12 protein-coding genes are annotated in these 21,577 nt (G+C 60.2%); 1 reads left to right on the top strand and 11 read right to left on the bottom strand.

Translation table 11 applies throughout. The features are described from left to right. Window positions 1-122: 122 nt before the first annotated feature. Window positions 123-2,402: an ATP-dependent DNA helicase gene (locus tag AC3WP4_RS02965; RefSeq protein WP_102614702.1), complete on the bottom strand. Its 2,280-nt coding sequence runs from the start codon at window positions 2,400-2,402 to the stop codon at window positions 123-125. Beyond that, window positions 2,399-4,051 carry a VRR-NUC domain-containing protein gene (locus AC3WP4_RS02960; RefSeq protein ID WP_102614703.1) on the bottom strand — a complete coding sequence of 551 codons (1,653 nt, stop codon included), beginning with the start codon at window positions 4,049-4,051 and terminating at the stop codon, window positions 2,399-2,401. The genes AC3WP4_RS02965 and AC3WP4_RS02960 overlap by 4 nt, the downstream gene beginning before the upstream one ends. A 221-nt stretch (window positions 4,052-4,272) precedes the next feature. Between AC3WP4_RS02960 and AC3WP4_RS02955 the strand changes: the two genes are divergently transcribed. Continuing rightward, entirely contained in the window at window positions 4,273-4,497 is a 225-nt protein-coding gene (locus AC3WP4_RS02955; protein ID WP_074876548.1) for a YgdI/YgdR family lipoprotein, read from the top strand. A gap of 116 nt (window positions 4,498-4,613) precedes the next feature. Here the strand turns inward: AC3WP4_RS02955 and AC3WP4_RS02950 are convergent, their stop codons facing one another. From AC3WP4_RS02950 to AC3WP4_RS02910, 9 genes are all read right to left on the bottom strand, one after another. Next, window positions 4,614-6,467, bottom strand: coding sequence for a polyurethane esterase (locus AC3WP4_RS02950; protein ID WP_102614704.1), 1,854 nt, complete (start codon window positions 6,465-6,467; stop codon window positions 4,614-4,616). 95 nt (window positions 6,468-6,562) lie between these two features. Further along, complete coding sequence (locus AC3WP4_RS02945) at window positions 6,563-8,251, bottom strand: polyurethane esterase (protein WP_102614705.1); 1,689 nt, start codon at window positions 8,249-8,251, stop codon at window positions 6,563-6,565. 23 nt (window positions 8,252-8,274) lie between these two features. Continuing rightward, entirely contained in the window at window positions 8,275-11,322 is a 3,048-nt protein-coding gene (locus AC3WP4_RS02940; protein ID WP_102614706.1) for an autotransporter serine protease, read from the bottom strand. A 220-nt stretch (window positions 11,323-11,542) separates the two neighbouring features. Continuing rightward, window positions 11,543-14,500 carry an autotransporter serine peptidase EprS gene (gene eprS, locus AC3WP4_RS02935; RefSeq protein ID WP_102614707.1) on the bottom strand — a complete coding sequence of 986 codons (2,958 nt, stop codon included), beginning with the start codon at window positions 14,498-14,500 and terminating at the stop codon, window positions 11,543-11,545. Window positions 14,501-14,712: 212 nt separating this feature from the next. Continuing rightward, a complete protein-coding gene (locus AC3WP4_RS02930) occupies window positions 14,713-16,074 on the bottom strand; it encodes a TolC family outer membrane protein (RefSeq protein ID WP_102614708.1) in 1,362 nt (453 codons plus the stop codon). 2 nt (window positions 16,075-16,076) lie between these two features. Continuing rightward, on the bottom strand, window positions 16,077-17,411 hold the full coding sequence (locus tag AC3WP4_RS02925; RefSeq protein ID WP_102614709.1) for an HlyD family type I secretion periplasmic adaptor subunit: 1,335 nt from the start codon (window positions 17,409-17,411) through the stop codon (window positions 16,077-16,079). Further along, window positions 17,408-19,183 carry a type I secretion system permease/ATPase gene (locus AC3WP4_RS02920; RefSeq protein WP_102614710.1) on the bottom strand — a complete coding sequence of 592 codons (1,776 nt, stop codon included), beginning with the start codon at window positions 19,181-19,183 and terminating at the stop codon, window positions 17,408-17,410. The genes AC3WP4_RS02925 and AC3WP4_RS02920 overlap by 4 nt, the downstream gene beginning before the upstream one ends. 188 nt (window positions 19,184-19,371) lie before the next feature. Then, the gene (locus tag AC3WP4_RS02915; protein WP_102614711.1) at window positions 19,372-19,797 is read right to left on the bottom strand and encodes an AprI/Inh family metalloprotease inhibitor; all 426 of its coding nucleotides are present in this window, start codon (window positions 19,795-19,797) and stop codon (window positions 19,372-19,374) included. A 67-nt stretch (window positions 19,798-19,864) separates the two neighbouring features. Further along, window positions 19,865-21,322: a serralysin family metalloprotease gene (locus tag AC3WP4_RS02910; protein ID WP_102614712.1), complete on the bottom strand. Its 1,458-nt coding sequence runs from the start codon at window positions 21,320-21,322 to the stop codon at window positions 19,865-19,867. Between the last annotated feature and the right edge of the window lie 255 nt (window positions 21,323-21,577).

Below are 21,577 nucleotides of genomic sequence, written 5' to 3'. Positions count from 1 at the left end.
ATTTCCTTATCAAAGATTCAGCTTGAAAGTGATGACGGGCTCTTTGAATAAAGACAGTATTCGCTGCTTGTTCAAATGGGCGTGTCTTTCAAGATATGTCGATGTTTTTAAAGTAAAAAATCCTACTCGATAGTGTGCAAAATCCTCGGAGCAATCGACCACCAGCGCGGCAGTAGCTGTTTGACCTTGCTGTCGCCAAACCGGTCATCGATCAGCATCACCACCCCTTGATCCTGCTGGGTGCGGATCACCCTCCCCGCCGCCTGCACCACTTTCTGCACGCCGGGAAACAGGTAGGTGTAGTCATAACCGGCGCCGAAAATGGCTGCCATGCGCTGTTTCAACTGCTCGTTGACCGGGTTGAGTTGCGCCAGCCCGAGGGTGGCGATAAACGCTCCGATCAGGCGCGCGCCCGGCAAGTCGATGCCTTCGCCAAAAGCCCCGCCCAATACCGCGAAACCGACGCCCTGACTCTCGGCGGTGAACTGATCGAGGAAGTCCTGTCGCTGCCCTTCCCCCATGCCCCGGGACTGCGACCACAGAGTGATGTCGGGATGCCGTTGGGCCAGCAACTGCGCCACTTGCTGCAAATAATCGAAGCTGCTGAAAAACGCCAGGTAGTTGCCGGGGCGTTGGCTGAACTGCCGGGCGATCAGCTCGACGATCGGTGCGAGGGATGACTGGCGATGGACAAACCGCGTGGAGATCTGGCTGACGATGTGCACTTGCAGCTGATCGGCGTGAAATGGCGATTCAACGTCTATCCACACCGTGTTCGTTGGCGTACCAAGCAGGTCGGCATAGTAGTGGCGAGGGCTCAGGGTCGCAGAAAACAGCACGGTGCTGCGTGCGGCCGTCAGGCGTGGGCGGATGAAACCAGCGGGCACCACGTTGCGCAGGCACAGCTGCGACAGGTTGCGTTGGCGGTCGAGGTCGCGCTTGCTGATGTCGAACAGGAACTGTTCATCAAACAGCTCGGCCACTCGGCAAAACTGCAGCATGTCGAAATAGAAGTTCTGTAACGCCCCGTCCAGGCCTTGCGGGTGATCGTTCAGGTAATCGCCGATGCTCGCGCTGCACGATGACAACGCCTGGAGCAGTTTTTCCGGCGCCTTGTCATAGGCTTGATAGGCACCGAGTTGCTGGTTATGCAGGGCATTCCACTCACGATTGACCCGCTGCAAGGATTTTTTCAACGCCTCGGGCGCGGTTTTTCGTACAGCGTTGAGGGTCGATTGGTCGAGGCTGGCGCTATACATCTGCCGGCCGCGCTCCACCAGGTTGTGTGCTTCGTCCACCAACACCGCGACTTTCCAGTTATTGGCCTGGGCCAGCCCGAACAGCAGCGCGCTGAAGTCGAAATAGTAGTTGTAATCGGCGACTACCACGTCTGCCCAGCGGGCCATTTCCTGGCTCAGGTAATAGGGACAGATGTCGTGTTGCAGGGCGACCTCGCGCAAAGCGTTCTGGTTCAGCAGGGACAATTTGCTGGCCGCCTGGCGAGCGGCGGGCAAACGATCATAAAACCCCTGGGCCAGCGGGCAGGATTCGCCGTGACAGGCTTTGTCCGGATGTTCGCAGGCCTTGTCCCGGGCGATCATTTCGAGCACCCGCAAGGGTGGCGCGCCGGCGCTGTCGAGGATCACTTGCGCGGCGTCGAGCGCCAGTTTGCGCCCCGGGGTTTTCGCCGTGAGGAAGAACACCTTGTCCAGTTGCTGCGGCGCCAGGGCCTTGAGCATCGGGAACAGCGTACCGACCGTCTTGCCGATCCCCGTGGGCGCCTGGGCCATCAAGCAACGACCGGTGCTGACCGCCTTGAACACCGATTCCGCCAGATGACGCTGACCCGGTCGAAAGTCGGCATGGGGAAACGCCAGTTGTTGCGCCGCCCGATTACGCCCTTCGCGATGAGCCATTTCCTGCTCTGCCCAGTGCAGGAACAAGGCGCAATGTTGTTCGAAGAACAGCCGCAGTTGCGCGGCGCTGAAAGCCTCGACCAGGCAGGTTTCCTGTTCATTGACGATGTTGAAGTACACCAGGGCCAGATTGATCTGCGTCAGCTGCAGTTTCTGGCACATCAACCAGCCGTAAATCTTCGCCTGCGCCCAGTGCAACTGACGGTGGTTGGCCGGTTGCTTGCTCAAGTCGCCGCGATAGGTTTTGACTTCTTCCAGGCAATTTTGCGCGGGGTCATAGCCGTCGGCCCGGCCCTTTACCTTCAACGTTTGGTACAGGCCTTCAAGCGCGACTTCACTCTGGTAGCCCTCGCTACGCCGGGACGCCACCGTGCGGTGCCCGACCATTCCTTCCAGCGCCGTCGGCGAAGGCGTAAAACGCAGGTCGAGGTCACCGACCTTGGCGGTGAATTCACACAGCGCCCGCACCGCGATGCTGTAACTCAAGCGCTTTGCTCCGCCCACTGCACGTAGCAGACGGCAATCGGCATCTGGTGCTCATGACAGAACTCGAGCCAGCGCAATTGATTGTCTTGCAGGCGATCACCGGGGCCTTTGACTTCGATCATCCGGTAGGTTTTGTCCTGCGGCCAGAACTGGATCAGGTCCGGCATGCCGGCACGATTGGCCTTGATGTCCAACAGCAGTCGATTGAACCAGTGCCTGAGGTGTTCGGCCGGCAGGCAATCGAGTGCCTGATCGAGCAATTCTTCGCTCAGCACACCCCAGAACACGAAGGGCGACTGCACGCCCCACTTGCTGGCATAGCGTTGGCGAATCGTCTGGCGGTAACGCCCGTCATCCAGTTCAGCCAGGCAGCCCTGGAACAGCTCCGCGCGGCGTGCGTGGAAGTCCTCATTGAGCAGATCCACCGGCCCACGCTGGAACGGGTGGAAAAACGCCCCCGGCAGCGGCGCGAAAATCGCCGGCCAGCACAGCAGGCCGAACAGCGAGTTGATCAGGCTGTTTTCGACGTAATGCACCGGCGCCGAATCTTCCGTCAAATGCGCCTGTACGTAGGATTCCACCGACAATGCCGGGTCGGTTCTGGGCAGTTGCAAGTCCAGGCGCAGCATTTCCCGTGGCGACGAGCGCTTTATCACCGGTCCGCCCAGCTTGCGCCGCAGCCGGGGCAGCACACGCAGCAATTGTTGCTGCTCGGCGGCACTTTCCGGCGCTTGCTCCGCTGCGGTGGCCAGGTCCATGGCCAGCTGGTATTCCCCGCAGCGCTCCAACACGCGAATCAAGCGCAGGCGCGCGCCGGGATAGGCGCACTCGCGGTAGATCGCCAGTGCGGTAGAGAAATCTGCCACACGCTCGCAGTGCTGACCGATCTGGAACAACAGTTTGCCGCGACGTCGTTGCAGCCAGGGATTGCTCAGCGCCAGCCCTTTGATCTGCTCAACAATGCCTTCCACGGCTTCGCCGGCTTCGAAATGTTGCTGGCATTCATGCAGGAAGAGGCAGGCGTCCACGTCGTCGCGGCTGCGCAGCCCTCGGGAATCGGCGCAGAACTCGACTTTTTCATAGGTGAAGATGCCAAGGTCGGCCAATACGAACTCGGACCAGTCCTGGTAAAGATTGCCGAAAAACATCAAGCGCAGCCGGTCGCACAGGCCCATGATGGTCAGGCTGAACAATCGATCATCCAGCGACGGGCACCACTGTCCGAAGCTGAGAGCCTGAGGAAACTGTTCGCTCAGTGCGGGCAGCCAATCGGTCTTTTTGCCCTTGGGTTGATCGATGACGGGGCCAAAATGCTGGAGAATTTCCGCCTTGAGCAGCATCTCGAACAGCACTTCGATCGACAGCGGCAATTGCTCATCGATCCAGCCCAGCGCCAGCAGTGGCTCGGCGGCGATGCCGATGTCGCCGATCTCCAGGTAACGCAGCTTGCTCGCCCGGAAGTGATGCCCCTTACGCATCACCATCCTGACCAGCAACGCCCTGGATTCACGGGGCAACCGTTTGAACTCGCAAATGAAGTGTTGCTCTTCGACACTCAACACATCGGCATAGCGATGCTCAAGCCAATCAAGCATTTGCATGAAGTTGTTCAAGTAATAGAACGGATCGTCGAGAGGATTTGCAGTCACAGGAAAAAAGCCATGGTGAGCGAGTACTGGTTATGCGTACAGATACCAGCTACGCCCCGCCCGGGCAAACGGAAAAGGATAAGCGGCGGCCTGATCCGCTAATTTTTCCTGTGCCTCTGAACTTTCTGCCGATCCATCGCACCAACCGCGATAGAGGTACAGTGACGGTTGATTTCGTTCGTGGCAGTCGCGCTGTTTTTTTTAAAGGATGAGAGGTGGTTATGAATATCAAGACTCTGGGTTTGCCCTTGGCGGTAGCGGCCTTTCTGGCCCTGGCCGGTTGCTCGACGCCAACGGTTGTGACACTGCAGAACGGCACCCAGTATTTGACCAAGGACATGCCGAAAACCAAGACCAAGGACGGCTTCTTCGAATTCGAAGATATTTCCGGGGCGAAAGTGAAGGTCCGGGCCGATGAAGTAAGCACGATCCGGAAGGAAGATTAAATACCGGGTTATCGTTCATCGCGAGCAGGCTTCCACAGGGGGATTTGTGAACGCCACAGATCCAATGTGGGAGCGAGCCTGCTCGCGATGGGGCCCTTCCAGTCAGCCCATCACCCTCAGGCGATAACCACCCCTGAACTGGACAAACTATCCAGCCCAACCCCGACCAACGTCACCGAATCCCCCCCAAACGTCAGCACCGTGTCGTGCCCCACCGCCGTGGCATGGGCCCGATAATCGTTATCCGGCGTCACCCCCTGAACCCCGAGAAACACCAGTTTGTCGCTAGCCTGGTAGCCAACCACCCGGTCCTGACCGAACGCGCCGCTAAACAGGAACGTATCGACCCCGCCGCCCGACTCCAACACATCATTGCCCGCCCCGCCGACAAACACGTCGTTACCGTTGCTGCCGAGCAAATGATCGTTGCCGTCCAGTCCAAACAGCCAATCGCCACCAGCGTGAGCCGAGAGCGTATCGGCCCCAGCCCCGCCCTTCACTGTTGACGCGTACTGCGTCAGGTTGTTGCCCGCCTTAAGGCCGTCGGCGGTGACGCTGTGGGTCACGTCATCCTTGAACAGCCCCCACAGAAACCCCGGTTCCTTGCTCACAATGCTGCCGATGTCGCGGGTGATGCTGATGCCGCCATTGGCGTCGCGGATGTACAGGTTGCCGGCGCCGTCATTGGCGAAGTCGAAGTTTTGCACCGACTGCTGCATGTCCAGCACGTTGTCGCCCTTGCCCCCCAACAGGATGTTGTAGCCACCACCCTCACGGAAGGTGTCGTTGCCATCGCGGCCTTCCAGATAGTCGTTGCCCCGGCCACCCTGGATCAGATCGTTGCCGTCGCTGCCGATGATGAAAGTGCTGCCCTTGTGGGTTTCAGCGTTGCGATTGAGGTCCTGAACCCAGGTGTTGGCACGCGCCGGGTCCGACAGGTTGGCAACGATAATCGTCGAATCTTTGCTGGTGAGGTCGTAGAACTTCGACTCGATCACCCGGTTCATGCCGTCGCCATAGGCGGTGGGCAAGTGCGAGATCCAAGTCGGGATGTTGAGGATGGAAAACGGCAGCACATTCCACGCTGTCGAAGCGTAGTGGTCGTTGAAGCTGACGATGTTATCGGTCGCCGAGACCTTGGCGGCGTCGTGCACGCCCACCGATGCCAGGTTGAACGATGAACCGTCGAGGGCGCGGTACACCGGGTCGTTCTCGTAACCGACATTCAGCACTTTATCGGTGCTGCTTTGGGTCGGCGAGGCGTAGGCGATGTAGTTGGAATCCTGGTAGAACCCGCCCCACTTGTCGCTACTCAGATCCGCCAGGCTGTTGACCGCCAGCCCGCCGAGGCTGTGGCCGCTGACCAGCACGTCCTTGCCCGACAGACCATTGGCCCGGGCAAACGCCGCCACGTCGCTGAGCAGATTACCGAAGGCTTCGCCGACGTAGTTTTTCGCATAATCCTTTGGCCCCAACGCCGCCAGCAGATCATTGATCACATCGCCGATGGAGTCGCTGATCTGGCTTTCTCGTGGGCCGCTGGTGCCGCGAAAGGCAATACCGATTTCGCTGAGACGCCCCTGCGCGTCGTACTTGCCGAGGATTTCCACCTGAGCGCTGGTGTACCCGGCCTTTTCGCCGAAGAACGTTCCGCGTGCATCAACCTTGCCGTCATAGCCCAGTTGCGTGGCGGTGATCGGCGTCCAGCCGGCTTTCTGCACCGCATCCAGCGCAGCTTTTTCCGAATCGGGGTTCCAGGGGATTCCGGGAATGACGCCCTGGGAGTCGGTACCACCGATCAGTGCGCTCACCAGTGTCGCCGGCAAGCCAAGGCCGAAGCCGTTGTGCTGATAGCCGGTGGCAAAGCCGTTATCGAGGTTGTGGTAGGAATACAGCGTGATCGCCATCGCGTCGGTAAATAACGCTTTGGAATCAGCTGTATCGAAGTTTTTGTAGTCGTACACACCCATTGGTATTGCCTCTCTTTTTGTTGGAATTGTCAGAGATAGCTCACAACCAGGACGCCTCACTACGAGGCGTCCCGGAGCATTTAGTGCATGCAGCCTCAGGCAAACGTAATGCCTGAAGCCGAAAGGTTATCCAGTCCCACCCCCACCAGGGTCACGGCAAAATCGCCAATTTTCAGCACCGTGTCCTGGCCCGACTGCGAAGCGTGTTGTTTGTAGTCATACCCCTGCCCCGCGCCCTCAACGCCCATGAACAGCAGTTTGTCGCTGCCCAGGTAGCCATTGATCGCGTCGAAACCGAAGGCGCCGCTGAACAGGAACGTGTTGTTGCCACCCGAGGCCTGCATCACGTCATTGCCCGCGCCACCGACGAAGGTCACCTGGCTTTTGTCGCTGCGCAGCAGGTCGTCGCCGGCATTGCCGAACAACCAGTCGCCGTCGATGCTGGCTGCCAGTGTGTTGCCGTAGGCATCACCGTTAAGCGAGTGGTTGTACTGGGTAAGCTCGCTGCCGTTGAGCAAACCGTTGGCGGTAACGCTGTAACTCACCTCCTTGCTCCCCCACCATGAGCCCGGCTCTTTACTGACCAGCGCCCCGATGTCGCGGGTCATGCTGAGGCCGCCATAGGCATCACGCACGTACAGCGTGCCGTCGCCGTCATTGGCAACGCTGAAGTTCTGCAACGGCTTCTGCAATTCGAAGGTGTTGCTGCCCTTGCCGCCCAGCAGGAGGTTGTAGCCACCGTCATCGCGGAACCGATCATCGCCGTCGCGACCTTCGATGAAGTCATTGCCGGCACCGCCCTTGAGCAGGTCGTTGCTGTCGGTGCCAATGATGAAGGTGCTGCCAACGTGAGGTTCGCCGCTGCGACCGAGGTCCTCGACCCAGATCTTGCCCCGGGATTCTTCCGTCAGGTTGGACACGATCAGCGTCGAGTCCTTGTCGGTGAGGTCGTAGAAGCGCGAGTCGATCACCCGGTTCAACCCGTCGGCATAACCCAGCGAACCGTGAGCCGACCAGTTCAGCGGATTCAGGATGCTGAACGGCACCAGGTTCTGCGCGGTGGACGCGTACTGGTCATTGAAGTTGACGATGTTGTTGGTCGCCGAGCCCTGATGTCCGTCGTGCTTGCCCAGGGAGCCGCTGCTGAACGTGGTGCCGTCCAGCACCCGAAACACCGGATCGTTCTCGTAACCGATGTTCAGCACATTGTTGCCGGTAGCGCTCTGGGTCGGTGAGGCGAAGGCAACGTAGTTGGCCTCCTTGAAGAAACCGCCCCAGTTGTTGCCACTCAGTTCGGCGAGGCTGTTGACGCCCAGCCCGCCCAGGCTATGACCGCTGACCAAAACATCCCTGGCGCCCAGGCCATGGGCAATCGCAAACGCGGCAACATCCTTGAGCAAGTTATCGAAGGCATTCTTCGCGTAGTTCGTCGCGTAATCCACCGGGCCGACGGCAGCCAGCAGGTTGTTTTTCATGTCGCCGAAGGTGTCGCTGTAACCCAGGCCGCCGGTGCCACGAAAAGCAATGCCGATACCGATCAGCTTGCCCGCCCCGTCGTACTTGCCGAGCACTTCGGCTTCGGCGCTGGTGAAACCGTCCTTCTCGCCATAAAAGGTGCCTTGAGCGCCGACCTTGCCTTGATAACCCAGCTGCGTAGCGCCAATCGGCGCCCAACCGGTCGCCGGCAGCGGTTGACCGGTTGGCGTGTACGCATACAGCGTCAGCGCGATGGCGTCGGAGTACAACGCCTTGCCGTCCGCATTTTTGTAATCAAACAGTCCCATAGGTTGGCTTCCTTTGCGTTAAATCAGAACTGCCAGTCGAGCGTCAGACCCACACCGTGGTCTTTCTCGTTGGAACCAAGCAGTCCGTTGTAATCCAGGCTCAAACGAACGTCCTGCGCCACCGCCAGACCGGCCCGCGCACCCACAACGGCGGCGTTACGATCCAGGGAAACGCTCTGCACGCTGAACCCGGTGTTGCCGTTGGCGAAGGCCAGATGACTTTCGGAACGTGTGTTGCTCAGGTTGTGCTGCCAGCCCAGCGTGGCGGACAGTTCCAGTTGCTGTTGGTCCGACAGGACAATCGCTTTGCTTGCCCGCACACCGAGGGTTGAGAGCACGGCGTCGCGGTTGTCTTCGCCACCCTTGAGCGCCGCGGCATCACCTTTCTCGGTGAAGCTGTCGCTGTTGAGGTGCACGTAAGCCAGGTTGGCGAACGGCTCCAGTGCCAGCGGTTGCAGGTCCAGGCGATACGCCGCTTCGGTAAACAGTTGGGCGGTGGTCGCATCGCGTTTGGATTTCTGTTTGCCGCTGACGTCGCCCAATTGCAGGTCACGCTTCACGTCAATGCGATGCCAGCTGTAAGCGCCGCCGACGCTCAAACGCAGGGCGTCGATTTCGTGGCCCAGATAGGCGCCCAAGTGGTAGCTGTCGACGGAGGCTGACGAATGCGTGCCATCGCCCATGCTTAACGAACTGTCGCTGTAACCGGTGACGAAACCCAGGCGCGTATCTTCAGTGATCAGCCCGTCGACACCGGCCAGCAAGCCGCCAATGGAGCTGTTGGAACTGGCGTTGTCATGCCCGCCATCGCTCTTGCCCCAGGCGCCAAGGACTTTGACCCAGGCGTTGCTGCGGTCATCGGTGGGTGCCGCCGCGTTGAACAGATCACGCTCGCGCAGGCGTTCGCCGACGGCATCGCGAAGGTAACGGCTGTCGTTGATCAGTAGCGTGCCAATCGCCGGATGAATCTCACCCGACAGTTGCTGGAAAGCTTGTTGCGCGACGGCGGCGTTCGGCGAAAGCAGCAAGGTTTCATAGAGCGAATTGCCCGCGCCCAGTTGCTCGGCGGCCGCGGCAACGGCGCGTTGATTCGGGGTTTGGCCGACGCTGGCGAAGGACGCTGCGTTGCGCTCAACCGCCAGTTGGATGCCATTGGCCGAGTAGTCGAGTGTGCCACCGATGAACAGATAATCCGGGAGCACGGCACCGAAACGCCCTTCGATCCCGCCGGCCGCTTGCAGAATGTTGTATTGGTTGCCGAGCAATGATTTCACTTCGCTAGGGGTCAGCAAGGTCGGACTGTTTTCCAGGGACAGGCTGACGGTCGCGCCGTCGATCACGGCTTTACCGCCCGCCACGATCTGATCGCTGCGGGTCGGCGATAACTCCACGGCGTAGGTCGAGCCAGGTTCGAAGGTCACGTCCCCTGCTACTTGCAAGGTGCCGATGGAGTTGCCTGGCGCTACCGTGCCGCCGCGTTTCGCGGTCAATGCGCCGATGCGGCCATTACCGCCGAGGATCCCGCTGTCGTTGACGGTGACCGCCGAGAGCAGCGAACCGTTGATGGCCAAGCGGCCCTGATTGACCAGCGTCGGACCGGCGTAGGTGTTGGCGCCGGTCAGCACCAGCGTGCCGATGCCCTGCTTGGTCAGGCCACCATGGCCGGAAATGTCGTTGCGCCACGTGTCGAGGCCGCAGTGCACGTCATTGCACACGCGCTCGGTCGGTTTGCCCTTGTCGATAATCGCGCCGATCCCCGGCAAGTCCGCCACAAACTGGCTTGAACCGTAGGCACCCTGGATGCGGAACTCCTCGGGAATGTCCTGCTCGGTGACCAACATCGCCGGGCCATCGATGCCTTTGCGCAGGTTGATCATGCCCCAGCCGTACAGCGAATCGACGCCGGGTGCACCGAGGTCGGTGGCCGTGGTGCGCAACACGCTGGCGACCTGGGCGCCGGTCATGTACGGGAAGCGTTCCATCAGCACGGCCATGGAACCGGCAACGTGCGGCGCCGCCATCGAGGTGCCGTTGTAATTGGTGTAGCCGGTGGTCAGGTTGTCGGCGTTGGTACCGCTGATGATCGAGCTGTAGATCTTGCTGCCCGGTGCGGACACGCAAAAGCTGGCGGTGTAGCCGCAACGTGATGAGAAGGTGCTGATGGTGTAGGGGTTCGGGCTGTTGAGGTCCGGGTTTTTCTGCAACGCCGCCACGGTCACCCAGTTCGGCGCGATGTCCGGCACGAAGTAGCCCAGGCCTGCAATGGCGTCCGGGTTGTTGAGGTTGTAATCGTTGCCGGCGGCGAAGATCGTCACGATACCGCTGCGGGCCGCCGCGATGGCGCCGTCATAGGCTCCGCCCGGTTTGGTCCCGAGTAACGGACTGATCTCGTTGAACTGCAATTGCGCATCTTGCACGGTGAAATGCGGGTAGGCGGGGTTGCGTCCGCCGAGGTCGAAGCGATCGGTGATGCCGATGCCCCAACTGTTATTGATGATCCGCGCGCCGCTGGCGATCAAGGCATCCCAACCGGCCTTGTAGACCGCGCCGTCGTTGCCGCGAATGATGCCGTCCTCCGGGCCCGGATCGCCGTTGTCCGCACTGATGATCTGCGCACCAAACGCCACGCCATGCATCGGGCCGCCATCGCGACTGCCCGCAGCGATACCGGCAACGTGGGTACCGTGGGCACCATACTCGCCGTCGGAATCGATCGTGGGCGAACCGTCATAACGAAACGCATCGCCGGCTTTGACCGGGATGTACGGGTCGGTGTATTCGCGGATACCGCTGGTGACCAGGTTGATCACTTTGTTCGGGCCGGAGAATTCCGGATGCGCGGCGTAGACCGGTTGGTCAAAGATCCCCAGCTTCACGCCTTTGCCGGTGTAACCGGCGGCATAGGCCGTTTGTGCGTTGACCGCTCCCAGCCCCCAATCGGCGTTGAATTCAGTGCTGCGCCAACTGTTGGGATCGCCTGCTCGACCGTTTTCCACGTAAGGCGCCGCTTGCGCGGTACCGAGGGTGGCCAATGCGCAGAGCAAGGCAAGGTTGTTGTGCTTGTTGTTCATCCAGTTACCGTCCTTAGTTGTGTTGCCAAATCCTGTGCCTTGAAAGCACTCATTTTTATTTGTGAAACACGCCCCCTGTAGCAGCTGGCGCAGCCTGCGTTCGGCTGCGAAGCAGTCGCAATATCAGGCACCGCGGTCCGTCAGACACACCGCGGATGCAGGGTTTACGACTGCTTCGCAGCCGAACGCAGGCTGCGCCAGCTGCTACAAGGGTTCGGCTTTAAAACTGCCAATTGAGGCTCAGCCCTACGCCATGGCTTTTCTCGCGACTGGCCAGTTGGCCGGTGTAATCGAGGTTCAAGCGGATGTCCCGGCTCAGGGCCAGGCTGGCATGGGCGCCCACCAGCGCCGCATCACGCACCATTGGCGAACTCTCCACGGAAAACGCTGTGCTGCCGCCGGCAAATGCCAGGTGTTCTTCGGAATCGGTATGGCTCAGGTTGTGCTGCCAGCCGAGGCTGCCGCTCAGGTCCAGCTTCTGCTGGCCGGACAGGTTCACGGTTTTCAATGCACGCACGCCCAACGTGCTGAGTACCGCGTCACGCGTGTCGCCACTGCTTTTCAGTGCCGCAGCGTCACCTTTCTCGGTGAAACCTTCAGTGTCGAGGTGCACGTAGGCCAGGTTCCCGAAGGATTCGAGCGCCAGCGGTTGCAGGTTCAGGCGATACGCCGCTTCACCGAACACTTGGGTGGTCCCGGCATCGACCTTGGCTTTCTGTTTGGCGCTGACGTCGCCGTAGTGCAGGTCACGTTTGACGTCGGCGCGATGCCAGCTGTAGGCACCGCCGGCACTCAGGCGCCAGGCACCCGACTCGCGGCCGGCATAAGCACCCAGGTGATAGCTGTCGACCTTGGCCGATGAGTGAGTGCCGGAGCCCATGCTCACCGAGCTGTCGCTATAACCGGTGACCAGGCCGATCCGGGTTTGCTCATCCAGCGCCCCGTCGACACCGGCCAGCAAGCCGCCAATCGAAGTGGTGTAACCGGCGGTGTCATGGCGCTCATCGGTTTTGCCCCAGGCGCCCAGCGCCTTGATCCAGCCATTGCTTTGAGTGCCTTGGGCGTCAATCAACCGCTCACCGACAGCATCGCGCAGGTAGCGGCTGTCGTTGATCAGTACCGAACCCAGTGCCGGATAGATTTCCCCCGACAACTGCTGAAACGCCTGTTGGGCGGACGTCGCGGTGGGCGACAGCAGCAGGCTTTCGTAAACCGGATTGCCCGCCCCAAGCCCTTCAGCGGCGGAGGCTACGGCGCGCTGGTTCGGCGTTTGGCCGACGCTGGCGAAGGTCGTGTCGTTGCGCTCGACACTCAATTGAATACCGGTGGCCGCGTAATCGAGGCTACCGCCGATGAACAGGTAGTTGGGCAGCACCGCGCCGAACTGACCTTGAATGCCGCCGGCCGCTTGCAGGATGTTGTACTGATGACCGAGCAGGCTTTGCACTTGTTGAGTGCTGAGCAAGGTCGGGCTGTTTTCCAGTGACAGGCTGACGGTCGCGCCGCTGACCGTGGCCGTGCCGCCCGCGACGATCCGGTCACTCGCGGTCGGCGACAGCTCCACGGCGTAGGTTGAACCCGGCGCAAACGTGACGTCGCCGCTGACCTGCAAGGTGCCAATGGAATTGCCCGGCGCAACCGTAGCGCCGCGATTGGCGGTCAGTGCGCCGACGCGTCCAGCCCCACCCAGCGTGCCGCTGTCATTGACGGTCACTTGCGATGCCAGCGAACCGTTGACCGACAGCAGACCGCCATTCACCGTGGTCGGCCCGCGATAAGTGCTGTCGCCGGTCAGCATCAGGCGTCCGGCACCGGACTTGATCAGGCTGCCTTCGTAGGCCCGAGTGGAAGCGGCGAGATCGCGGGCCATGCCCACCACATAGTCGGTCTGATCCTGCTGGCTGGCACCGACCGGTACACCGTTCTCCCAACCTTTGGTCTTCAGTGTCTGTAGCCAGGCACTGTGTTCCGCCGCGTCTTCGCTTTGACGCTGAATCAGCGCCTTGTCGGTGATGTCGTTGCTCCAGACATCGCTCTGCCCTGCCCCCAGATTGGCGTCGAAACGTCCGAGCAATTGCCCCGGCCCGTGCATCGCCCGTTCGAGGTTGGCGACGCCCCAGCCGATGCGGGTACTCGGCGCCTCGGTGATCGAGCCGTCGAGTTGGGTGGCGGTGGTCAGCAGGGTTTCCAGCGCCTGCTGGTTGGTCATATATGGATAGCGTTCCATCACCAGCGCCAGGGCACCGGTGGCATGCGGCGCGGACATGGAAGTGCCGGACTTGATCGCATAGCCAGCACCGGGAATGGTGCTGTCGATCTTCGCCCCGGGCGTGGTGATGCACCAATACTTGGCGATCCCGCACTGGTTGTATTTCTGTTGGTTGCCTTGATCCAGCCCCGACACCGCCAGCCAGTGGCCTTCCAGGTCCGGCTCGAAATAGGGCAAGGCCGAGCGCACGCTGGCGTTGGGGTAACCGCTGTTACCGGCACTGAACACGTTGATCACACCGCGTCGGGAAACGTCTGCGGCCTCATCGAGCCAGGTGCCTTTGTTCCAGTGCTGGGCGTAGGCCGCCTGCAGATCGGCGAGGGTCCGATAGCTGACATCCGGCGGTTGGCTGCCCCAGCTGTTGTTGATCGCTCGCACACCGGCATCCGCCAACGCATTATAGACCGCTTTGAAGTAGCGAGGATCAGGATTGGGGCCGAACAGGAAACTGTCGTTCTTGTTGGTGTTGCCGACGTAGACCTGCGCGTTGTAGGCCACGCCATGCATGCCGGTGCCGTCGCGCGAGGCACCGATAGTGCCGGCGACGTGTGTGCCATGGGAGTCGTTGTTGGCGTTGAGTGTGCCGTCGACATTGAACGGGATGCCGTCAACGTAACTGCCGCTGGCGGTCAGCGCGTGATAACGGTCGGTAGCGAATTCGGGGTGGGCAGCATCGAAGCCAGAATCGAGCTCGCCGATTTTTACGCCTTTGCCGGTGATGCCGGCGGCGTAGGCTTGATCGGCTTGCATGCGGGCGAGTCCCCAGTCGCGCTGGAACTCCGCCGAGCGCCAACTGGCGGCATCGCCGGGTTTGCCGGTTTCCAGATAAGCGGCTTGCACCGAGACCGGTATTGCTGACACCAGGAGTAATAGCGTGCCGACCGACATCGGCTTGATCTGTACATCCATGTTTACTTCTCGCTTTTTTGGCGTTTTTAGAATTCTGGTTACCCATAACGGGCAGCAACGCATCTCCCTGTAGCAGCTGGCGAAGCCTGCGTTCGGCTGCGGAGCAGTCGTTAATTCAGACGGCGCGGTGTTTCAGGAAGACCGCGAACTCAGGTTTTACGACTGCTCCGCAGCCGAACGCAGGCTTCGCCAGCTGCTACAGGTTCAACTTATTAACTCCTCGGGCCTTGGCCGAACGCCTCGTCAACCTTGGCCAAATCCTGCTCATTCAACGTCCCGGCGTAGTAATGCAACTTGGTCCAGGCCATCAAGTAGTCGTAGCGTGCCTGTGCCAGATCGCGGCGGGTGGTAAATAGTTGTTGTTCTGCATTTAATGCGTCGAGGTTGACGCGCTCGCCGCCCAAAATGCTTTGCCTGGTTGAAATCACCAGCGCTTCGGCAGACTTCAGGGCTTTCTGATAAGCCCGCAACTTGTTCACACCCGACAGGCAGGCGCTGAACTGGCGGCGCAGTTCAATCAACGTTTCCCGGGTCTTGCCGTCCAGTTCGTACTCGGCCTGCTCCATGGTGCGGCTGGCCTGGCGAGTCGAGGCGGATACCCCGCCTCCGGCATACAGCGGCACGTTGACTTCGATGCCGATGGTGTTGGTGTCGTAACGCTGGTTGTAGGTGTTGCCGCTTTCCGACTCGTTCTGGCGCACCGAGGCGTAGGCGCTGACTTTGGGCAGGTGCCCGGCGCGGTTGCGTTCGACTTCATAACGCGCGACTTCCACGGCATGGCGCTGCGACGCCAGGTTCGGGTTGTTGGCCACGGCCATCTCGTGCCAGGTGTCGTAATTGGCCGGCTGCAGGGTGAACGTCTGGAAACTCTGATCCAGCGGCGCCAAATCCCCAATGTTGATCGCCGGCACGCCAATCAACGCGCCCAGCTCTCGTAACGACGAGTCCTGCTCATCACGGGCTTCTATTTCCTCGGCCGTGGCCAGTTCATAGCGGGACTCGGCCTCAAGGATGTCGGTGCGCGTGCCCTCGCCCTGGCGGAACATGTGTTCGTTCTGCTGGAACTGTTGCTCGAAAGCCTTTTTCTTGGCTTGCGCGATGTCAATCTGATCCTGAGCGAACAGCGCCTGGGTGTAATGCTCCAGCACCCGAACCAGCAATTCCTGACTCTTGCCGCGAAAGGCTTCGTCGGCAAACAGCGATTGCGCCACGCCTTTGCGGTACGACGCGTAGGCCTCGTAGTCGAGCAACGGTTGTTGCAGGGTCAGGGTTGAACCGTAACTGCTGTAGTTGCGGTCATCGGTGCGGTTTTGCCCGCGCTCGTTGAGGGCGGTGGCCTTGGAGGAGTTGCGCCCCTTGTTGTAGTTGTAACCGATCCTGGGCAACAGCCCGGCACGGCCGATGGCGCGGTTTTCAAGGCCGGCATCGCGTTCCTTGATGGCGCCGAGAAACACCGGATCGTTGCGCAATGCTCGTTCGTAAATGTCGAACGGTCCCATCGCCAACACACTGTTGCAGGTCAGCAACGCCAGGGTCGCTGCGAGCATGGAAAGCTTATTCATACAGCGGAACATCCTTATTCCTCAGTCAACGCGGAACCTGCCCGGTCGAGCAGCGGTTTGAACAAATAGTTGAGGAGTGAACGCTCACCGGTGCGCACGAACATTTCCGCCGGCATGCCAGGCTTGATCACCAGGCCGTTGAGTTTTTCCATGGCCCGGTCACTGACGCTGCTGCGCAGTACGTAATACGGCGCACCGGTTTTCTCGTCGATCATCTGGTCGGCGGAGATCAGGCTGACCTCGCCGGGCACCCGCGGCGTGCGGCTCTGGTTGAACGCGGTGAACAAGATGTCCACCGGCAAGTGCGTGCCGACCTTGTCGACCAGGTTGACCGGCAGGTGCCCTTCCACCTCCAGGCTCGTCCCCTGAGGCACGATCTCCAGCAGGGTATCGCCCTGACGCACCACCGCGCCCACGGTGTGAACCCCGAGGTTGACTGCAATGCCATCGGCGGTGGCGATGATCTCGCTGTGCTGCAGATCGAACCCGGCGGAGGTCAGCTGCTCTTCCAGCGTCACGCTTTTCAATTGCGCATCGGCCAGTTGGGTGCGGACTTCTTTCTGGTATTCCTCGATGTGCTGTTGCAGTTTCAGCCGCGATTCGAGGATGCCCTGCTCCACACGGCCGCTGTCGCCGCTGTTTTCCGCCAGTTGTTGCTGAACCTGCGACAGCTGACGCTGGTACTCCATCAACCGATTGCGTGGGATGTAGCCGTTGTCCGCCAGGGGCTGAAGATTGCTCAGCTGTTGTTGCAGAGAGCTGGCCTGGGCCGTCAGGTCCATGCGGGCGCGGCGCATGCCGGCCAGTTGCGCGCTGGCGCCTTCGATGCTGGCGCGCAAGGCCGCCTGCTCGCGGGAAAACGCTTCACGGCGGCTGCTGAACAACTGCCGTTGACCTTCCAGCACCAAGGCCAGGCGCGGGTCGGGATTGTTGCTTAGTTCAGCAGGGAAACTCACTTGCTTAAGGTTGTCCCGTTCACTCTGCCACCGCGCCAGACTGGCCCAGGCCATGCGGTATTGCGCTTGCAGCGATTGCACGTCAGCCGCGACTTGGGTCTGGTCGAGCTGGAACAGTAACTGCCCCTGCTTCACCACTTGCCCCTCGCGCACCTGAATCTGGCTGACCACGCCACTGCTCATCGATTGCACGGCTTTGCGCTTGCCCGACACCACGACCGTGCCTTGCACAGGAATGCCTTGGTCAAGCGGCGCGAGACTGGCCCAAGTGAAGAAACTGCCGGCGCCGACGATCGCCAGAATCCAGCCCATGCGGACAAAGAAACGCGCGTCGCGCTCAGGGCGTTCGGCGATGTAGTCGTGTTCCATAGTGGCTTCGCTGATGTTGCTCATACGCCCGAATTCCTTGTCGAGGGCTGATACTGCCGGCTCATGCTGAGCCCGCCCGGTGCTGGAGCGGTCTTCTCCCGCGGCTGCTCCTGATTGGCGGCGAGTGCCTTGAGCACGTCCTGGCTGGCGCCGAAGGCTTGCAAGCGCCCTTCGTTGAGCACCAGCAGCTTGTCGGCCTGGGCCAGTGCCGAGGAGCGATGGGTCACCAGAATCACGCTGGTGCCTTGGGCTTTCATTTGCGCAATGGCGCTGGCCAATGCCGCTTCGCCCACGGTGTCGAGGTTGGAATTGGGTTCATCCAGCACCACCAGGCGCGGGTTGCCGTACAACGCGCGAGCCAGTGCCACGCGCTGCTTCTGCCCCCCGGACAAGCCGCTGCCGTCCTCGCCGAGCACGGTGTCGTAGCCTTGCGGCATGCGCAGAATCAGTTCGTGAACGCCGGCCTGCTGCGCGGCTTCAACGACTTTTTTCGGCTCTGTCTCTCTGAAGCGGGCGATGTTTTCGGCGATGCTGCCGCTGAACAGTTCGATGTCCTGAGGTAGGTAACCGATGTAGGGGCCAAGATCGTCGCGGTTCCAGCGATGAATGTCCGCGCCGTCGAGCCGCACCGTACCGCCCAGGGTCGGCCAGACGCCAACGAGAACCCGGGCCAATGTCGATTTGCCGGAACCGGAGGCGCCGAGCACGCCGAGCACTTCCCCGGCACCGAGGCTGAAATTGACCAAATGCAGCGTGGCGGCCCGTTGCCCCGGCGGCGCGGCGCTGACCTGCTCGAACGCAATCTGGCCTTTCGGCGCGGGCAGCGCCATGGCTTCGTCACTCGGTGGAAAGGCTTGCAGCAATGAATCAAGACGACGGTAAGCGAGCTTGGCGCCGCTCCACTGTTTCCACACGGCGATCAACTGATCGATGGGGCTCAGGACGCGGCCCATCAGAATGGAACCAGCGATCATCATCCCGGCCGTCATATCACCCTTGATCACCAGCAAGGCGCCAAGGCCCAGCACCAGCGATTGCAGGCACAGGCGCAGGGTTTTGCTTAAGGAACTGATGACGGCACCGGTGTCGCTGGCCTGGTTCTGCAAGCCGAGGAAACGTGAGTGGACCTGGAACCAGCGTTTACGCAATACCCCGAGCATGCCCATGGCCTGAATGGTTTCGGCGTTGTGCAGGTGGCTGGTGGCCAGTAGGCTGGACTTCTGGGAAAAACCGGCGGCGTCGCCCAAGGGCTTTTTGGTCATTGTCTCGTTGAGGCAAGCCAGGCCGATCAACAGCACCGTGCCCACCGTCGCAAACACGCCGAGCCAGACATTGAACAGGTAGATCACAAACAGATAGACCGGAAACCACGGCGCATCGAAGAAGGCAAACAGCGCGGGACCGGTGACGAATTGGCGAATTTGCGTCAAGTCCCCCAACGCTTGCCCGGCGTTGCCCTCGCCCCGAAACAGGTTGCGCTCGAAGGCGGCCTGGTAAACCCGCAGATTGAAGCGGCGCTCCAGTTGGCTGCCGATGCGGATAACGATGAAGCTGCGCACGATCTCAAGCAGACCGATGAAGGCAAAGAACCCGACCACCATTAACGACAACATCGCCAGGGTGGTTTCATTTTGCGAAGACAGCACGCGGTCGTAGACCTGCAGCATGTAAATCGACGGAACCAGCATCAGCACGTTTATTAACGCGGTAAAACAACCGATGCTGATCAGGATGCTCTTGTAGTCGCCCAATGCTTTGAACAAGGGAGCGCTGGCCGGACTCTTTGCCATCTTCATGGGTTATTCCTGAGGTGTTCTTCCTCGCCTTCTTCTGGCGAAGTTTCCATTAACTGTCCGCACTGGGGCGGATATAGGCCTTGCGGTAGCGCTTACAAACTAATAACAACTTTTCGTGGGCGACAGAACGCTGCCACTAGTTGGGTGGTGCTTATGCCAACCATGACAAGCGTTATGTTTGAATCGTGTTATTGCACCTGACGCACAAGTGTTATGACCAGATCGGATTTCAATGTGGCTTTATACGATCCATCACGTTGGCGGCTGAGAAATAGAACCTTCGAACCTTCTTTGCCGGTGATTGCCAGGCCATCCGGCTCAGGGAACCAGCCAATCGCAGTTTCGCCGTCCAGCCAGGCGCTGAGACAATCGGCGCCCGCACCCAGCGTCTGTTGCGGTTGAAAGACGATGACGCAGACATTGGACGGTTTGTCCTGCAACGCCAGGGACTCTGGCGAGTCATCTTTGGCGCTCAGGGTCGCCTGCCATTTGCCGGCCAGTTCCGAGGGGTCTGCTAATTTCAGGCTGCTCGCCATGGCTACATCTCCAAAAATCATCATGAACGTCGCCAATAGCCACGCGGTTTTTCTGTCGGTGAAGCCGTCATGGATCATAAGGCGCTTTACTCCGATCAAGGCCCAGAGAGCAGCGCGTCTGCGCCGCCCTCCTTTTCACCTCACATTACGCAGCGATGTCGGAGTAAGCCGCCTGGCCCACGGTGCTGACCATGAAATCAGCCACGCCGTGCCCGGAGAAGTCCACCGACAACAGGCTGTTGCCGCCCGAAGAGGTCAACACTGCATCGCCTGCCGCACCGGTGAACGAGTTCACGAAATGCAGGCCCGCGCCGTTGGTGATGCCGGTCAGGTCGATCTTGTCCAGGCCGCTGACAAAATCGAGGATCTGGTCGATAGCACCGGGTTTGGAATCGCTGCTGGCGGCGAACACGAAGGTGTCCGAACCGGCGCCACCCCACAGTTTGTCCGCGCCGCCCGCGCCGAAGAGGATGTCGTTGCCGGCACCGCCCTTCAGTTCGTTGGACACACTGTTGCCGATCAGCAGGTCGCTGCCCGAACCGCCGATAGCGTTTTCGACGGTGACGCCCTTGGCGATGGACACGTTACCCACCATGCCGCCAACGTCGGAGAACGAGGCCTCATTCAGGTTGATCTTCTGGTTTTGGGTAAAACCGGAGAAGTCCAGGGTGTCCTTGCCGCCCGCATCCCATACCGAAAACACAACCTTGTCCGACGACGAAGCCGCGCTCAGGAAGTCCCGTCCGGCGTTGGAGTTGAAGCCGTAAGTGGTGTCACCGGTACGGGTGGTGGTGTTGGCGCCGTAGAGCTTCTGGATGGCGGCGATATCGTCCATCAGCGGGCCGGACGAATAGGCTTCGACGCCGCCCTTGCTGAAGTTCTGGCTGGTATTGCTTTCACTCCAGTAGCTCATGACGCTGTAACCGCGGGTGTCTTGCCCGTAGGAAGCGTCGTTGTAGGTCGGAGCACCTTCGCCGGCGTTGTAGTCGCCAGGGTGGGCCAGGCCCAGGGAATGACCGATTTCGTGGGTCAGGGTCTGACGCCCGTAGTTGTTCAGGTCCGGCGTCTTGTTGACGTTATAGCCACTGCCCGTCAGATACCACGAAGTACCGTCATAACCAGCACCGGTGCCCGGCAGATAAGCGAATGCCGCTGCGCCATCCTGGCCACCGCTGTAGTTGCCGAAGGTCATATGAGCGTCGCCGCCCGTGGCCTTGTCGGTGAACGTGACATTGGCCACATCGGCCCAGGATTGCATGGCCAGCACGGCCTGGGCTTTCTGCTGAGCGCTGAACTGGCTGAACCCGGTAATCCCGTGCTTGTTCATGGTGCTCGACGACGCCGAGGTCAGGAACGTGTAGGTGAGTTCGATTTTGCCGCTGCCGTCCTTGTCCTGGTAGGCAGCGCCATCGCGCAGCAACTGGGTGGCTGCCTGGTCGACGGAGAATGAGGGTTTGCCATTGACCATGAGGTTACCGCCCCGATCATACTGATGGCTGAAGCTATTGATCTGGTTGAACGCAGAACTGGATGCAGCCAATGCTTGCAGTGGCTGGAATGCCTGTTCGGCGGTATCAATAGCGTTGTCTTTTACTTTCGACATAAACACACTTCCTTGTTTAGCTATGGAACAGTTTTTTGTCAGACAGCGACAATCTCTGGCGAGATCGTCCTATCACTCGCCCAATGAAGGCGAAAGAAAACTGACACAATTCGAAATCAAACGTCTACATTTTTTTTGACGTCAAATTGAGTTGTTCCTGCAAGTACCCGGAAACAATGCCTGCGCTGTCGAAATATTGTTTGTTAGATGGCGGTTTGCGCAAATCGTCTGACGATTTGTTATTTAATTATTAAA

The organism is Pseudomonas sp. FW305-20 (assembly GCF_058788075.1).
Note: the sequence above shows the minus strand (reverse complement) of the source record. Positions and strands in the feature narration are given on the sequence as shown.

Coding starts and splice junctions, on each gene's coding strand:
- eprS (WP_102614707.1), bottom strand. CDS start 14,500: ATGGATGTACAGATCAAGCCGATGTCGGTCGGCACGCTATTACTCCTG.
- AC3WP4_RS02920 (WP_102614710.1), bottom strand. CDS start 19,183: ATGAAGATGGCAAAGAGTCCGGCCAGCGCTCCCTTGTTCAAAGCATTG.
- AC3WP4_RS02925 (WP_102614709.1), bottom strand. CDS start 17,411: ATGAGCAACATCAGCGAAGCCACTATGGAACACGACTACATCGCCGAA.
- AC3WP4_RS02950 (WP_102614704.1), bottom strand. CDS start 6,467: ATGGGTGTGTACGACTACAAAAACTTCGATACAGCTGATTCCAAAGCG.
- AC3WP4_RS02945 (WP_102614705.1), bottom strand. CDS start 8,251: ATGGGACTGTTTGATTACAAAAATGCGGACGGCAAGGCGTTGTACTCC.
- AC3WP4_RS02910 (WP_102614712.1), bottom strand. CDS start 21,322: ATGTCGAAAGTAAAAGACAACGCTATTGATACCGCCGAACAGGCATTC.
- AC3WP4_RS02940 (WP_102614706.1), bottom strand. CDS start 11,322: ATGAACAACAAGCACAACAACCTTGCCTTGCTCTGCGCATTGGCCACC.
- AC3WP4_RS02915 (WP_102614711.1), bottom strand. CDS start 19,797: ATGATCCATGACGGCTTCACCGACAGAAAAACCGCGTGGCTATTGGCG.
- AC3WP4_RS02955 (WP_074876548.1), top strand. CDS start 4,273: ATGAATATCAAGACTCTGGGTTTGCCCTTGGCGGTAGCGGCCTTTCTG.
- AC3WP4_RS02930 (WP_102614708.1), bottom strand. CDS start 16,074: ATGTTCCGCTGTATGAATAAGCTTTCCATGCTCGCAGCGACCCTGGCG.